This window comes from Streptomyces sp. NPDC085946, assembly GCF_044540485.1.
GTDB lineage: Bacteria > Actinomycetota > Actinomycetes > Streptomycetales > Streptomycetaceae > Streptomyces.
The window spans coordinates 1-14,714 of sequence record NZ_JBITSF010000037.1 but is presented as its reverse complement, the minus strand read 5'-3'; the positions used below and the strand labels follow the sequence as shown (position 1 = coordinate 14,714).

Genomic DNA, 14,714 nt, shown 5'->3' with positions numbered 1-14,714 from the left:
AGGCCGCCCGGCGAAGCACTCCCCCAGTCCCCCACCGGGCGGTCCACCAGCCGACGCGACACGTAGGAAATGAACGGAGCGCCCCCGCACCCGTACCCGCTATCTCACCTGGACGACGTGCGTCCGACCAGGGACCTGCCGGTCCTGCGGGGGCGGCCGCCCTATCCGATCACCTCCACGACGGCGGCGTCGCTGAAGACGGCGCACACCCTGACCGTGGTGCGCGCCCATCTGGCCTTCGCCGCCGACGCCCGCCGGCTCGGGCACGAGCACGGCCCGTGGGACTGGACGCCGGAGGTGTCGCACTCCATCGGCGAGGGGGAGCGGGTGATGGCCGACGCCGTCATGTACTACACCGTCGTCAGGGATGAGCAGCGGCGCAAGCTGCGCGTGTTCGTGGAGGTCGACCGGGCCACCATGAGCGGTGAGCGCCTGGCGGTGAAGCTGATCGAGTACGCGCGGCTGCACCAGTACGAGGCCCAGCCGGTCGGCCAGCGCCGGCGCGCTGCGGAGTACGGCTGGATGCGCTGGTATCCGGTCTTCCTCCGCGTGCTGTTCGTCCTGACCGGTGCCTCCCGCAGCCGGCTGGAGGGCCGGATCAGCGACCTGCAGGCGATGGCCGCCCAGCACCCGCTCGTCGCCGCGCTCGCCCGGGAGGTGCCGCTGGGCGCCGCCGTGCTCGAAGACCTCGAGCAGCACGGTCCCGCCCAGGACGTCTGGACGCCCCTGGCCGGCGGCACGCCCCGCCCCTGGACCGACCTGTGACGCTGCCGGCCTTTGCCGGTGGACAGGCACGCGCGCCCTGGGCCGTATCGGTGTGACTGAGCATTTGTTTTGGCGAGTTGAGCAGGGTACCGGTACCACCCCGGTTTGATTTGATGTCCTCCACGTCGGTACTCCCGCCCCTGCTGTTGCTCGGCGACTGCTTCCGAGTGGACGGCGTACATGGAAAGGCTGATGATGTTGCGCTTACGTCCAACTCGGTGCCGTCCCTTTGGGGTCCCCGAACGGCACTGGTCGACCGGTGAGGGCGTCCAGGAGGATGCGGTCACCGAGCGGCTGCGACAGTTCGACCCTCATGTTCTGTTCGATCATGTCGGCGGGACATGCGCCGCTTTCGACCCCCTTAATGGAGGCGTATAGCACTACGCTCTCATTTGTCTCCAGCGCTTTGACGAGGGGGCCGTCGTCGCAGGATCCGTGAGTGGCCTTCACAGTTATGGAGCGACCATCTGCCGCCGTTCCGGCCAGCCGGGCGATGCTCCTGAGGCCGCCAGTAGTCCCTTGTCGGGCTTGTCCGATCGGCGGCTTGGGAAGCTTTGACGGGGTTACGGCGACACGCTTGAGCGGGGTTTCGTAGCTCTCCAGCGTGAACAACCAGGCGGGAACGGTTGCCTTGCCGCGGCTTGTCACGATGGTTGTCGTACCGAGCCGGGCCCCAGTCACGGTCAGGTGGGGTCCGGCGCTGCGGTTAAGAGCGAACGACTGGTATGCCTTCTTTGCCCCAATCAGCGGGCGGGTGAGATTTTTCCCGTTTCCCCAGTCCACCTTCCCGAGGGTGGGGGCCGTGCTGGGCAGATCGCCACCCAGGACGAAGTTTTTCGTTTCGTAGGCTCGCTCGTCCGCCTTACTGCGCCAGCCGGATTCCGGCTTCTGCACCGCGTCGGCCATCGGGTAGTAGCCCTGCGCCCAGGCAGCGGCGGCCGCAGATGCCCGCCAGGCATCGGCTACTTGACGGGCGCGCTCCTTTTGCATGCGCAGCGACTGATCGTTCGCACGATCATCGCCTGTGCTCTGATCATTGCTGCAGCCAGCAAGGAGGCTCGTACTCAGGAGTGATACCAACAGCATGCAGACGGAGCGCTTCGGTTGCGTATTCATGAAGTCCTCTGTGGCAGTCGATGAGGGGTTAGCTATGGAACACAAGGGCGCGGGGACTCTTCAGCGCCCAGCGCTGACCCACTCCCCCACCTTCGACGCGGAGGGGCGCATCTGGGTTCACTCTCGGCCTCTCGCCGCCTGCTGCACCTGCGTTGGTGTCTCAGGGCCGCAGGCAGCGAGAGGTCGTCTGTGGCCTAGTAGACCTTCAGACCTTCCCAGGAGAGCACCTTGTATACCGGCTCGTAGAAGCTGGAACGGTCCGCTTGGCTGTCCGAATCCCCACATGGCTGGTCGGCATAGCTGCCGCCCGAATTGATACCCAGCGCCGTCTCACCGCTGAAGAGGGGGCCTCCGCTGTCACCATGCACGGTGCAGTTGCTCGCCTCGATCATGTGGCGGAGCGTGGTGCCGTCGCTGTAGGTGACCGTCGCATCCGTCGCCAGCACCATGCCCACGAGGTCCTGGCTCATGGTCCCCACACGCTTCACCTTCTCCCCGTCGAACGCGGAGGCGGAACGCGAGATCTGCCCTTCCGATCCGTCCCTGTACTGGATCGTTCCGTACGGCGCGACGTCGCTATTGCTGTACTCCACCACTCCGTAGTCGGACTGATTCACGTCGTTGCCGTAGGCCCAGTCGATGGCCCTTCCGAGGGGAACGTCCCCGCTCCTGCGGCGCCAGGTGACGGCGCCTCCCTCCATGCAATGGCCGGCGGTAAGCATGTACTTCTTACCGCTGGAATTCTGCACGTTGAATCCGGCAGAGCAGGTTCTGGTCCAGCTTGTCCCGCCTGACGTGAAATTCGACACTATGCCTAAGCCGCCGCGCATGGCGTACGCGGTCGATTCGATCTTGCCGGAGTGTTCGGTTATGTCGACCGCGTCCCCGAATCCGGAAACGGCCTTCTCGATTCGAGTTCTGTCGACGTCGGAGACCCCGTCGTAGATCTTTACGTTCACCCGGTTGCTGCTCGGGTCGATGCTCCAGGCAGTGTTGGGTATCCCCGCCAGTTGATCCAGTTCCGCCTTGGCGGAGCTGAGCTCGGCCGCGCTGTGTGGGACGACCTCCGCTGCCGCCCCAGTGCTTCGCACAGTTTCTGCTGCGGCCTGATCGGTAACGGCGACAACGAGTCGTTCGTCCTGGTAGTAGATACCAGCTGTGCGCTTGTCGCCCAGCTGATCGGCGATCGCCGCCGCCTCTGCCGGATCGGTGAGCGGTGCCGGCACTGCATGGGCGGCGGTAAGTGTGGTCAGTGCGAGAACCCCGCCGACCGCCGCCGCTACGATCTCTCGGTACGCGTGATGACGTCTTCGCATGCATGGCCCCCTTGCTTGTCGAAGTTGGATTGCGCTCCCTGTGATCGACGTGCTCGGGCGAGACTCACGACAGCAGATGACCGACCAATGAACTGAACATGACATTCCTGTTTGCTGATCATATCTGGCTTAAATCCACAAGCTGCGGGCCGGAAAGTCCCCACGAAAAAGCGTCTTGGCCTCGCCGCCGTAGCTGTTTACGACGGCCCGCCAGCTGGGGTGACGGGGCGCGGGGTGGTCACTGTGTCCGGTAGAGATCTTGTGTCTTCCACCCCGCCGTCACCCTCGTACGCAGAGCTGGCCGCTCTGGTGGTTGAGCTTCACCCCACCCCACCGCCCCGGCCCAACTCACTCAAGCCGTCGACGCCGCCCCTCTTCACGCGCCAACTCGCGCACTCACTCGCCAGCTGAAGCGCTCAGTCACAATCGGTCCGGAGCGCGCGTGGTATACGGGCCGGCTATAGCTCGAACTCCAGGTGCTCGATGTCGGTGAAGCGGACCTCGTCCAGGCTCCCGGCGCGGCGGCCGCCATCCTGGAAGTACACCTCGCGCAGCGCGTCGGCGGCGATCTGCTGGAGCTGCTGGTCGCCGGCGCCGGCTTCTTGAGCGTCGAAGAGGCGGGCGGCGTGCTGCGGGGGCAGGGCGACGGTCAGATGGCGGATGCGGGACTCGTCGGTCGATCCGATCGGTGCGGTGTAGCCGAGGCGGGCGCGGGTGTCGATGACGATGCCGCCGGTGGTGGCCGCCTTCTGCCGGGCCCGGGCGCGGACCTGCGGCTGCCACCGCTTTTTCACCTCGCGCTCCAGGCGCGCGGCGAGGTCGGGGCGGGGCTTTTTGATCTGGTCCTTCACGTACCGTTCGACGGTGCGCTGGGAGATGCGCAGCAGCTGGGCGACCGCCTTGGTGCCCTTGAGCTGTTTGACCAGGTAGCGCATCTGCGCGGGTGCGCTCTTGGGTGTCGGGCGGGTGAACGCTTTTTGCACCGCGGCGTCCAGGCCGTCGCCGATCAGGCTCATCGTCGCTCTTTCCTACTCTCCGTTGTCGACGTCGGTGACGGTGCCGTCCTTGATGTAGCGGGCGAGGTTGAGGTCGGGGGCGTCGAACCGCTCGCGGACCTCCTCGCCCCACAGGACGCTCTGGGTGCCCTCGTGCTTGACCAGGCCGGGGTTGATGCCGAGCTTGAACCCGCCGGGCAGCGGCTTGCCCTCCCGGTAAGGAAGGAAGTCCAGCGGGCTGGGACCGCCGGCCGCGTAGACGACGCAGTCGGACAGAATTGCGACTGGGTACTGGCCGGTGAACGCCGCATGCTTGACGATCTTGCGGTGCAGGTTGATGCGGGTGCGGGAGATGACCGCCGCGCGGATGTCCGGCCGCCACGTCGAGCGGGACAGCGCCCGCCACGGCTGGCCGGGCCGCCAGCCCTCCCCGCGCGGGCGCTCGCGCAGCTTGCCCAGACCGCCCTTCACGGTCGCCTTGATCGCGGAGGCGACGATCGCCAGGTCTGGGTCGCGGTCCTTGTAGCCGTCCATCGCCGCGAGGAAGTCCGCCGGCGCCATGTCCGCGTGCACGCCGAGGTCGGCCATCGTGGCCAGGTAGGCATCCCGCAGCCGGGCGTACCAGGCATCCAGGTAGCGGCCATTGTCGTAGCGCACCCACGCCTCGATCGGGCGTACCTCGTAGCCCAGTTCTTGGGCGTAGGCGACGGTGGGCGTGGCGTACCAGGCCGGGCCTTCGGGATGGTCGCCCTTCGGGGTGAACGGGCTGGGCAGCAGGTCGCCGTCCAGGTTCGCCCACTGCTTGCCGACCTTCACTCTCGACAGGTCGACGTGGGAGAGGTCGACCAGCCAGGAGCCGGGTAGCTTCGGGTCGAAGACCGGGTTAGTGACGTGCGTGGGTGCGCCGAGGCCGACGGTGAGGCCGTTGGCTCCGGCGGCGAAGGCCATGTTCACGTCGATGCCGACCAGGTGCCGCAGGGTGCACTCGGCATCCGTCATCGGCCGCGCCCAGTCGTACGCCTCCTCGAACAGCTTCTCTGCGGGGCCGCGGACGTGGAAGCGGGGCAGGTCCGCCAGGAGGGGGTGCCCGTCGGGGGCTTCGCACGGCGCCGGATCGACCGGGTCCTTGCCCAGGCTGCCGGGGTTGTGCTCGGAGTGCCGGCGGCCGTCGGCGTCGGGGTCGGAGGCGCGGGTCGGCGGGTGCAGCGCGGTCATCAGCTCCAGGCCGGTGACGGCGGTGGAGCCACGCGGCGTCATCACGCGGGAGGCGTAGGTGCCCAGGACGCGGGCGAGGTCCGCCGGCGGAAGCTGCGCGGCCTCGCCCCAGTGCCGGGAGTCCAGCGCGTGCCAGGACGGGATGCACAGCTGTACGCAGTTGCGCTCTGAGCCGGTGGCGGGGCGGTAGATCCGCGCCCACGGCCCCAGGCCGCGCTTGGTCAGCTTCCACTCCGCGCGGGCCAGCTGCTTGACGACCTTGTGACCCTCCGGCAGGCGCCCGGCCAGCCGCTCCTCCTCGGTGAGGGTGGCGGGCAGGCCGTAGCGCTGCAGCGCGGCCTCGGTGAGCACGAGCAGCGGGTCGGCGTCCTTGCCCGGGCCGGACAGCCTCGGCTGCCCGAGTCTGGCCTCCTGCAGCGTCCAGTCCACCAGGGCCGGGAGGGACTTGGCGGGCACGTCCAGGACCAGGCCGCCGGTGCAGTACGCCAGCACCTGCCCGTCGGTGTCGACGTCGACGACCGCCAGGGGCCCGTTCTCGAAGCGCGGATCTGAGCCGCCCGCCGGCGCTCCGGCCGGGGCCGCCTTGTGCGCGCCGGGACGGTGCGACGTCGAGGTGCTCCTGGCGGTGCGCGCCGGACGCGGCGCGGCCGCCGGAACGGGAGGAGTCGGCGGAGCAGGAGAGGGAGGGGCGGTGTGGGTGTTCCCGGTTGCCGTCGTGGCCGCAGCATCGGGCACCGGGCCGGGGAGCAGAGGCTGCGTTTCCGCAGGGGCAGGCGCGGTGGTGAAGGTGGCCGGCGCCGCCGGGCCGGCCGCCCCCTCCGGCACCGAGGGGGCGGGGTAGAGCTCCGCGAGCTTGTTCAGCAGCCGCGCATACGCCTCACGCTCCGGCCCCCGCGGCTCGACCGTCTTCTTCACCGACTCCCAGCCGGACACCGTCGCCCGGCGCACCTTCAGCGCGGTGGCCACCTCGTCCAGCGTCAGCCCGTGCGCGACCCGCAGCCGCTTACGCTCCTGGGCTGATGGCAGCGGAGCACGGGACGCCACCAGCGCGTCGACCGCCTCGAACAACTCCGACATGAAACACCTCCAGGCCCACACCCTATCCCTTTGAACCGTACGGATGGCGCACTTTTAGCGTACAAATTGCGCACCAAGTGCTTAGGTGTCGGTCTGAGTGTTCGACCGCGCTGACCTGTGACAGCGAACCTTGCCTGATTGCCACCGCAGATTGATTGACGACGATTTGTGCCATCGAAGATTGACTGCGCAGGTCAAGGATGCCGCAGCCGGTCTGTTTCGATGACGTCCAGTGCGACTACGCCCGGCTGTTCCTCGCCCCTTGGACACCGTTTTGCCGGAGCGGCAACAGCAGTTGCGTGACCGGGCCACGATGGGTGACGTTGGGCCCGTGACCGACAACATCACCGCGGGATCGCCCGCGTCTGACACATTTTTGCCTGGCGACGGATACGTCGGAGACCCCGCGGTGCGGGCGGAGTGGGACAACCGGTACGCCGACCGACAACAGCTGTGGAGCGGCCAGCCCAACGGTGCGCTCGTGGCCGAGGTCGCCGGGCTCACGCCCGGGCGGGTGCTCGACGTCGGCTGCGGCGAGGGCGCGGACGCCGTCTGGCTCGCGCGCGGTGGCTGGGACGTGACCGCGCTCGAGGTCTCGGGCGTGGCGCTGGAGCGAGCGGCCGGGCATGCGCGGGACGCAGGCGTCGCCGTTCGCTGGGTACACGCCGCGCTGACGGAAGCGGCGCTCCCGCCGGCCTCCTTCGACCTGGTCTCCGCGCAGTATCCAGCCCTGCTGCGCACCCCCGACGCCGCAGCCGAGCGAGCGCTGCTCGCGGCCGTCGCGCCCGGCGGCGTGCTGCTGCTCGTACACCACGCGGGGGTGGACACCCAGCAGGCGCACGACAGCGGCTTCGACCCGGCTGACTACGTCTGGCCCTCGATGGTCGCCGCCCTGCTCACCGACGACTGGAAGGTGGAGGTGAACGAGCAGCGACCACGGGTGGCACCCGACGGCGGCGCCGGCGCGCACCACACCGACGACTTGGTGCTGCGTGCGCGACGGCTGCGCTGAGTCCCTCCGCTCACAGCGGGCCCGGCATCTGGGCAGACTGCATGACCGAGCCACCGAAAACGGGCTGCGGCCTCTCATAGATCAAGGGTGTTCTCGCTACTTCGAAACCGCGCAGTCGTTCCGGCTCGGGTGCCGATAATTCCGCTTCAGCGCACTGCTCCGCTCCGAAGCCACCGACAATCGGGATGGTATCCAGCACATTGACCTGGGCGGTCAATCTTGGTTGGCACGAATTGAGCAGTGGTTAACCTTCGATGGCAAACGGTCAAGGTTCGCTGTCACAGGTCACGCGCCCTGCACCTGGTCGACGTTCGGCAGGAGGCCCTGGAAGACCCGAACAGCAAGGGCAGCTGGCTGCACGGCCACCACGCCTACGTCGTTGCCATCGACAACGCTCACCGCGCCATCGACGCGTGGAAGGCTGCTGCCGAGCCCTTGAGCAGTGGGGCATCCTTCCAGCGCGGGGAAGGCGACGAGTTAATGGCCGACGCCTACGAGCAGTCCATCCTCCCCGCCGGCCACCCCCCGGTACGCAGGCCCGACATCGACGCTGGAGCGGAGGCCGCCCGGCTGCACGAGGAACTGGACGCCAAGCACGCCCACCGCAAGGCCCTCGCCGCCCAGACGCTCAGCCTGGCTACCGGGCTCCGCGGCGAGACCACCGGCCAGAACTGACGAACGGCAGCTCCGATTCGGCTCGGCATTGCGGGCGAAGGACCGCCCGAGCTGCCCCGGGCGACCAGGGCACTGACCGGACGGTGCCCGCTAGGTGCTGACGGCGGTCATTCATCGCGTCCGGCGCGGGCGGCAGGCCATGCCCTTGGTCTCCGCCTACGACAGTCTGGAACGGCTCTGGAGTGCACCGATGCCGTTCCTCTTCCAGCGTCGCTGCGGCCCAGAAGACCGGGCGATCCCGCGCAACTACATCTACACCTGCCTCAACGACGCCCTCGCCGCCAGCGGGCGACCGCTGCGCGACCCGGACGCCTCCGGGTTGGACGACGACGAGGACGACGACGGAGCGGAGGACTGAAGGTGATGCCCTCGCGGAGTGCCGACGGGCCTGCGAGCCGGGCCGGCCTGCCGCCTCCGAACGGGCCGGGGTGGACCGACCGGGTCCGTGCCTCCGACGACGGCGCAGCACCCGCAGGAGTTCTGGCAGGAGCGGGCAGCCGGCCTCTCGGGAGGCTCTGCGCGAATGATCGTCGCGGCACTGGCGGTCAGCAGTGCCGCGAGGAGGTCGCCAGGCCCGGAACGCGACCGTGAGGAACCAGTCAGGAGGGAGCTGAGTTGGCGGTATAGGTCAGCACCAGGCATCCGTCGTTTCCACGGGTGCCGTTGCCGGCAGGCTCCTGCTGAGGATCGACGCCGCCGGAATTGCCAGCGCCATGCCCTCCGTAACCACCCCGGCCGGCGCCTCGGCAGGTGTCGGGGTACCGAGCGGGCTTGCCGCCCGAACCGCCCGCGCCGGGAGTGTTGCGGGACCCATCGCCGCCACGCTCGCCACGGTGACCCGACAGGCGTTCGACGTCGTCGCCCACGCACCAGCTCTTCTCCGCGGTGCCTTGCCCTGAATCAGCGCCGCCGTAGCCACTCTGGATGTTCCCGGATCCCTCTCCACCCCAGCCCTGCCAGCCGGCCTTGGCGGACACCAGAACAGTTCCGACAACCGAGACGCTGGTCGACTCCCCCTCTTCCCCCGAGCCACCGTTGCTGTACTTTCCGCTTCCGCCCCTGCCGCCGACGCCGCCCTCGCCGACTTCGAGGTACAGAGTCGATCCGCCTTGGACGGAAATGCGGCATGACACCAGGGCAGCCCCTCCGCCGCCACTGCCTCCACCGCCGCTCAGGGGCCCCCCGTTGTTGCCCCCGCCGCCGCCTCCGCCGCCCCCTGCTCCCACCGCTACGACCTGGATCTCGCTGACGCCCTCTGGCACAGTGAACCTATGCATGCCACCGGAGTCGAACGTCTGGACCTGAGGGAAAGGCGCGGCATGGACCGGGTTCAGCGCCAGCAACGACGCTGCTGTGACGGTTGACGCCACAACAGCGCACCGCAGCCTGGCAGATGAGGTGAATCCCAAGAGAACCTCCCGAAGCTGTGTAAGGTCGCCTCACGGTTTCCCCTGCGCAGGCCGATTGTGCGGTTCCGCGCATGGATTCACCGCCTAGAGGCATCTCTCGAAAGAACGTCGAGCAGGGACCACAGGTCACGCTGTGCGCCTTCAGGGACGCTGGTGTCTGGTCTTATTCAGGAACGGTGGCTCTAACGGACATACGGCTCCTCATTACGAAGCTCGAACAGGTGACCAGGGCGTCGTCCACCTCACCCTTGGTGATCTTCGCCGTCTGCAAGCAGGGGCCAGAGCCGCACTGGCGTTTAATTTCACAAACGACCATCTGTGAGAGTTCTGCGAGAGGCCCGGCCGCGATCACATTTCCGCAGGTCGCCGTTCGCAAAAGTCCTCTCGAAACCCGCATGTTGTGCCAGGCACTTCTGAGCGACTGCCCGGATGGATTTTACGCTCGATCAGGCAGCACTTGCGGTAGAACATCATGACTGCCCGAACTGTGACGTTCCCGCCGGCAGCGCCTGCCGCACCCGGGGCGGGAAGACCGCCGCGAAGTACCACACCCCCCGCTTCGCCCTCGTCCCCGCACTCCGCGAGGAACTGGAGATCCGCGTCCCCGCCGACCGGCACCCGGGCCGCGCGTGGAAGCAGGGCCCGGCGCTCGCCGTCGTGCCCGCGCCCCGCACCGAGCGGCCGGTGAGGATCGGGTACGCCCGCACCTCGACCGCCCGCCAGGAACTGGCGAGCCAGCTCGAAGCCCTCCACCGCGCGCAGTGCCACAAGGTCTTCAAGGAACAGATCAGTACCCGCGTCAAGGTCCGGCCGGAGCTGGAGAAGGCGCTCGCGCTGGCCCACCAGTTCAAGGAGGCCACCCCCGAGACGCCGGTGATCTTCACCATGCACGAGCTGAAGCGTCTGGCCAGGAACGCGGCCGAGCTGATGACGCTGTCCGCCGAGCTCCAGGCCGGCGGCATCCAGTTCGAACTCCTCACCGGCCCGCTCACCGGGATCTACGACCCCAACGGCATGGGCGCGATGTTCTTCGCCGTCCTCGCCGTGGCCGGGCAAATCGAGCGCAACTACATCCGGGAAAAGACCCTCGAAGGCCAGGTCATCGCCGCGTCCAAGGGCAACCACGGCGGACGGCCGAAGGTCATCGACGACGACATGCTCACCTTCGCCGTCGCGCTCAAGGACAAGGGCGTCCCCGTCCCCGAAATCGCCAAGAAGCTCACCATCAAGACCGGCAAGAACGCGGGCAAGTCTCCCTCGGTCGCCTCGCTGTACCGGACCCTCGCGGAAGCCGAGGCCGACGCGGTGGACGACGGCCTGCCGCTGCGGCCCAAGCCCGTCCGCATCCGCAGGCCCGAGGACCCGCTCACCGCCGAGGAGATCGACCTCCGCGACCGGCTCCAGTCCCAGCCCCACCCGAACACCGAGCTGCGGTAGCGCCTTCCCCGCCTGGCTTCGGGGCTCGCCTCGGCCACCCGCGGGGAGCGAGAGCCGACCATGATCAACGGCTTAGCGCTAACAGCTGTACCGATATCCCGGCTGGCGTACGAGTCGATGACCTGCACGCCCGCCGACTCGCCCTTGAGCTGGAGGCGGCGCTTGACCCCAGTGTACGAGCCGAGCGCGGAGGCCAGGTTGTGCGCCAGGATGCCGAGGGCGACCCCGGCGGCGAGCGCGGCGACCGCGTTGTGGGCGTAGTGGGCGTAGTGGGCGCCCGGGACGGAGGGCGCGGACACCTCGCCGAGCAGATCGCGCACCGCGTCACGCACCAAGGCCGCCTCGTCGGACCGCGGGCCGGACTGACCGCCCGCCTCTCACTCCTCCCGTGCGCCACGGGCCACTTCGGCCATGACCTCCGTAGCGATGCCGAGGAGGGGGCGGAAGTCCCCGTAGGCGGCTTTCCACCACGCCGAGGTGCGCGGGTCGAGGATCTGGCACGTGATGAGCGCGTCCCAGTCGGCCGCCACCCGACACCGTTGCATGTGGTGGTCCTCGTGCGGGAAGTGCCCCGTGCGTCGTGCCTGCCCTACCCGCAACACGCTGCTCCGTAAGACAACGTCGCTGCTTTCATCGAGCAGCCGCAACGCGCGGTCCGTGTCGGTGAGGTTGGCCGTGCTGACCATGTCGATCAGGCTGACCATGCCGTCGCCGCGCGTGGGTCCCGGCTTGTAGCCTTGCTCCTCCATCAGCTCGCGCAGGCGTCTCGCCCGAGGGTTGGCGGAGAGGAATGCCTCTTCCAGGGCTTTCTGGCTCAGCGTGCTGAGGGGCTGCCCCATCTCGGCACACATGACCCCGAACGCCTCGCGCAGACCGGTTCTCCAGGCGCGCTTCCCCCCGGTGGCTTTCTGCACGTCCTCCAGGAAGGCGTTGATCTGATCCTGGCTGATCCCGCGAATCTGGGCGAGGCGGACGATCATCCCCAGCACCGGCTTGGGTGAAAGCGGAAGCAGCGCCTCGATGGCCTTCTGGGAGTAGACGTTGGTTCTAGGAGGCGGCGGTCCGATCTCAGGTCGCTTCAGGAGGTTCTCGACTCCCTTCCGCAGTGCGGTGCGGAGGTTGCGGGTGGCGCCGGGATCCGGGTTCATCGCCAGCAGCCTCCCTTTCACCCCCGGGCACAGCTGGCCGGCAGTACGGGCCCTAGCGCAGAGTTCGGCGGCCAGCACTGCGTTATCGATCTCTTCAGCCGCGGCGTCCGCGGTCAGCTTCGGAATGAAGCCGACGTCGTAGTCCCGAAGAAACGTCTTGTCCTTGTAGACGTCCGGACCGTAGCCAGCAGCGTCCAGGGCTTGCCGTACGGGCCGGAACGCGAGGGGTGGCTTGTTGTTACGGCTCACGCCCCGAGGCTAGGCGTCCTCACGGGGCGGGGGTCCACTTTTCTGCCTACCCGCCATCCGGCGCTTGCGGTCCGATGGGTTTTCCACGAGGACGAGGACTTGCGGGGCTAACCCCCACGCCCTCCATCGTGACGATCCCAACTCACCGGAGGTCCCTCATGTTCGGCATCGACGGCGTCACCTCGGCAGCCGCCTCCCAGGACACGGCGCCCATGCCCGCTGTGACGTTCGACCTGTTCACCGCATTCGTCGTCGCCGTCGCGCTGGTGCTCGCCTGGCTCGTCTACCGGTGGACGGCCCCGGCTCCGGGGTCCCCCGTCCAGGCGTCCAAGGGCGAACGGCTCGCGTACGCCATCGGCGCTGCGGCGTCGGTCATCGTGATCGGCGGCTACCTCGGCGGCGGGTTCAGGGGGTTCGGGTACCCGGAGCCAGACGCCCGTCTGGTGTCCCGTGACAGCCGTTCGGCGGCGCTCGTGCAGGGGCCCGTGGCTGACGGCAGTCCTGCCGGCCACGGGCCGTAGACCCGTGGCGGGACCAGGTCCCTCGCGGTCAGGTCGCGGGTGGCGAATTCGGCGTTAGCGCCGGTTTCCGTTCCGATGCCGCCGCTGGGTAGCTGTTCGCTCACTGCAGGAGTCGGTCCGTACGGGAGCTATCGGCAGGTTGCCCGCTCCGGGTGTCGCCAGCGGCTGGAGTTTCCGTTGTAGCGTCGGACGCCGTTTCGGCAGCGGCAGCGGTGCGGCGTTTGCTCCACTTGTCGTAGGCGATGGTCCCCGCGATGGAGGCGCTGGTGATGGCGCCGCCGATGATGCCCCGCCCGGTGTAGAAGGCGCGCAGCGCGGTGGGACCGCCACGCTTGGCTGCTTCCTTGGCCAGTTCCGCGTAGGCCCACGCCATGGTGCTCCTCAATCTCAATTCGTGTCGCTCACTCAAAGATGGATCAATGATCGCAGGGCGACACGTCGTGGGTGGGTCGTTCACGGACGTACGTCACCGGGTGCGGGAGTCTCCGCCGCCGATGGTGCGGCCGTAGGGTGAGGCGCTGCGGGCACCCTGTCCGCTGCTCGACGGTCCTGGCAGTGGTCGGTGAAGGAGACTAACCGGCCCTGAAACCGGACGCCGTTCGCGATCACTCATCGTCACGAGCCGGTTGGAGCCCCCGGCGAACTCGCGACAGTTGAATACGAGAGCCCACCAGTACCAAGGCCGTGCACCGGGTGGGCCGATGCGGTGGTGCAGGTGGTGCAGCGGCCGTCGCCGTCGGGGTGGGCGCGGCGGGGGGTGGGTCCGGGGCAGGTGCGGCAGGGTGGCCAGCCCAGGCAGGTCGGGCAGAGGTCCTCGCCGGGCGCGGTTCCGGGGACTCCGCAGCCGGCGCATTCGACGAGCGCCCGGTAGGTCAGGGCCTCGTTCACCGTGCGGGCGGCGGCCCTGGTCGAGGAGCGCTCCGCCGGCTGGTCGGGGGCCGGTTCGGTGAACGGCTCGGCCGGGCGGTGCGTGCCCGGGTGGCCGGCCGCGGTGGTGGGGGGTGGGTAGGCCTGGGCGGCGCGCAGTCGGGCGGCGATGATCGCGCCGACCGAGGTGCGTACCGGGTGGGGCAGGGGGCGGTCGGTGATGACGTGGCGCAGCTGCTCGGCGCTCCAGCCGGCTTCCAGCATGACGGTGACCACGCGGCCCTGGTCGGTCAGTGCCTTGCCCGTCAGCAGCAGCTCGGGACGGCTCGTTGCGATCTCCAGCAGCAGCCGGATCCCCGGATGCATCTCGTCGGCCGGCGGGGCGGGCGCGGGAATGGTCGGCGGGTGCGGCTGGTCCGTCCCTGCGGGAGTGCGCGCGACGGTGTCGTGGGCGCACGGACGGAGGGGTCTGGTGTTCTGCTTGTTGGTCTTCTTACTGATGGTGTTCTTAGTGGGGCGATGAGCCAACGTAGGTTTATCCACTGGTGGAAAACCCGACTCTGGTTGCGACCTGCGGTTTTGCAGGGCGGGCAGGTCGGTGATGCAGTACGCGGCCGCCCCGAGGGTGCCATCGGGGTTGCGCTGGCGTTCGCGCAGCAGGAAGCCGTGTTTCTCCAGCTCCTTCAGCCCGCTTTTGACGGCCGCCTCGCCGTCGCGGCCGCGGCGCGCCAGGTCGGTGACGGTCAGGTGCCAGCCGTCGCGATGGGTGCTGATGAGTCCGAACAGGCCCTTCGCCTTGAACGACAGCCGGCCGTCGCGGAACAGGCCGTTGGCGATCTGAGTGAACTGATCCGCGGCCATCACCCCGCGCCGGATCCCCGACGCGAAATCGGTGTCACAGTCGGCAGCCGG

General features: G+C 68.6%; 12 protein-coding genes and 2 pseudogenes. 6 read left to right on the top strand and 8 right to left on the bottom strand.

Going from position 1 to position 14,714, the window contains the following annotated elements; translation table 11 throughout:
- Nucleotides 1-85: 85 nt before the first annotated feature.
- Nucleotides 86-765, top strand: a pseudogene (locus ACIF8T_RS37610) (replication-relaxation family protein); the annotation flags it as partial.
- 204 nt (nucleotides 766-969) lie between these two features.
- Here the strand turns inward: ACIF8T_RS37610 and ACIF8T_RS37605 are convergent.
- From ACIF8T_RS37605 to tap, 4 genes are all read right to left on the bottom strand, one after another.
- Nucleotides 970-1,881: a hypothetical protein gene (locus ACIF8T_RS37605; RefSeq protein ID WP_400041633.1), complete on the bottom strand. Its 912-nt coding sequence runs from the start codon at nucleotides 1,879-1,881 to the stop codon at nucleotides 970-972.
- Nucleotides 1,882-2,075: 194 nt separating this feature from the next.
- Nucleotides 2,076-3,197 (bottom strand): S1 family peptidase, encoded by a 1,122-nt coding sequence (locus ACIF8T_RS37600; RefSeq protein ID WP_400041631.1) that lies wholly within the window; start codon nucleotides 3,195-3,197, stop codon nucleotides 2,076-2,078.
- A gap of 458 nt (nucleotides 3,198-3,655) precedes the next feature.
- Nucleotides 3,656-4,213 (bottom strand): telomere-protecting terminal protein Tpg, encoded by a 558-nt coding sequence (tpg, locus tag ACIF8T_RS37595; protein WP_400041630.1) that lies wholly within the window; start codon nucleotides 4,211-4,213, stop codon nucleotides 3,656-3,658.
- A gap of 12 nt (nucleotides 4,214-4,225) precedes the next feature.
- Entirely contained in the window at nucleotides 4,226-6,484 is a 2,259-nt protein-coding gene (gene tap / locus ACIF8T_RS37590; protein WP_400041628.1) for a telomere-associated protein Tap, read from the bottom strand.
- 331 nt (nucleotides 6,485-6,815) lie between these two features.
- Between tap and ACIF8T_RS37585 the strand changes: the two genes are divergently transcribed.
- The 4 genes from ACIF8T_RS37585 (at nucleotide 6,816) to ACIF8T_RS37570 (ending at nucleotide 11,017) form a co-directional block, all read left to right on the top strand.
- The gene (locus ACIF8T_RS37585; RefSeq protein ID WP_400041626.1) at nucleotides 6,816-7,496 is read left to right on the top strand and encodes a class I SAM-dependent methyltransferase; all 681 of its coding nucleotides are present in this window, start codon (nucleotides 6,816-6,818) and stop codon (nucleotides 7,494-7,496) included.
- 240 nt (nucleotides 7,497-7,736) lie between these two features.
- Nucleotides 7,737-8,171, top strand: coding sequence for a hypothetical protein (locus ACIF8T_RS37580; protein WP_400041625.1), 435 nt, complete (start codon nucleotides 7,737-7,739; stop codon nucleotides 8,169-8,171).
- A gap of 139 nt (nucleotides 8,172-8,310) precedes the next feature.
- Nucleotides 8,311-8,529 carry a hypothetical protein gene (locus ACIF8T_RS37575; RefSeq protein WP_400041623.1) on the top strand — a complete coding sequence of 73 codons (219 nt, stop codon included), beginning with the start codon at nucleotides 8,311-8,313 and terminating at the stop codon, nucleotides 8,527-8,529.
- A gap of 1,480 nt (nucleotides 8,530-10,009) precedes the next feature.
- Nucleotides 10,010-11,017 carry a recombinase family protein gene (locus ACIF8T_RS37570; protein ID WP_400041622.1) on the top strand — a complete coding sequence of 336 codons (1,008 nt, stop codon included), beginning with the start codon at nucleotides 10,010-10,012 and terminating at the stop codon, nucleotides 11,015-11,017.
- A gap of 104 nt (nucleotides 11,018-11,121) precedes the next feature.
- Here the strand turns inward: ACIF8T_RS37570 and ACIF8T_RS37565 are convergent.
- Together ACIF8T_RS37565 and ACIF8T_RS37560 are read right to left on the bottom strand one after the other, a co-directional pair.
- Nucleotides 11,122-11,304, bottom strand: a pseudogene (locus tag ACIF8T_RS37565) (UDP-N-acetylmuramate--L-alanine ligase); the annotation flags it as partial.
- Nucleotides 11,305-11,394: 90 nt separating this feature from the next.
- Nucleotides 11,395-12,414, bottom strand: a complete 1,020-nt coding sequence (locus ACIF8T_RS37560; RefSeq protein ID WP_400041620.1) for a hypothetical protein — start codon at nucleotides 12,412-12,414, stop codon at nucleotides 11,395-11,397.
- A gap of 158 nt (nucleotides 12,415-12,572) precedes the next feature.
- Here ACIF8T_RS37560 and ACIF8T_RS37555 point away from each other — a divergent pair, with 158 nt between their 5' ends.
- Complete coding sequence (locus tag ACIF8T_RS37555) at nucleotides 12,573-12,935, top strand: hypothetical protein (RefSeq protein WP_400041618.1); 363 nt, start codon at nucleotides 12,573-12,575, stop codon at nucleotides 12,933-12,935.
- Nucleotides 12,936-13,035: 100 nt separating this feature from the next.
- On the opposite strand, the gene ACIF8T_RS37550 is transcribed toward ACIF8T_RS37555, so the two are convergent.
- Both ACIF8T_RS37550 and ACIF8T_RS37545 read right to left on the bottom strand, forming a co-directional pair.
- Complete coding sequence (locus ACIF8T_RS37550; protein WP_400041616.1) at nucleotides 13,036-13,308, bottom strand: hypothetical protein; 273 nt, start codon at nucleotides 13,306-13,308, stop codon at nucleotides 13,036-13,038.
- A 242-nt stretch (nucleotides 13,309-13,550) separates the two neighbouring features.
- On the bottom strand, nucleotides 13,551-14,714 hold a 1,164-nt coding region (locus ACIF8T_RS37545; RefSeq protein ID WP_400041614.1), incomplete at its 5' end, for a hypothetical protein.

Excerpts from the sequence above, each read along its gene's own strand:
- ACIF8T_RS37600 (WP_400041631.1), bottom strand. The coding sequence starts at position 3,197 with ATGCGAAGACGTCATCACGCGTACCGAGAGATCGTAGCGGCGGCGGTC.
- tap (WP_400041628.1), bottom strand. The coding sequence starts at position 6,484 with ATGTCGGAGTTGTTCGAGGCGGTCGACGCGCTGGTGGCGTCCCGTGCT.
- ACIF8T_RS37570 (WP_400041622.1), top strand. The coding sequence starts at position 10,010 with ATGGATTTTACGCTCGATCAGGCAGCACTTGCGGTAGAACATCATGAC.
- tpg (WP_400041630.1), bottom strand. The coding sequence starts at position 4,213 with ATGAGCCTGATCGGCGACGGCCTGGACGCCGCGGTGCAAAAAGCGTTC.
- ACIF8T_RS37555 (WP_400041618.1), top strand. The coding sequence starts at position 12,573 with ATGTTCGGCATCGACGGCGTCACCTCGGCAGCCGCCTCCCAGGACACG.
- ACIF8T_RS37550 (WP_400041616.1), bottom strand. The coding sequence starts at position 13,308 with ATGGCGTGGGCCTACGCGGAACTGGCCAAGGAAGCAGCCAAGCGTGGC.
- ACIF8T_RS37605 (WP_400041633.1), bottom strand. The coding sequence starts at position 1,881 with ATGAATACGCAACCGAAGCGCTCCGTCTGCATGCTGTTGGTATCACTC.
- ACIF8T_RS37575 (WP_400041623.1), top strand. The coding sequence starts at position 8,311 with ATGCCCTTGGTCTCCGCCTACGACAGTCTGGAACGGCTCTGGAGTGCA.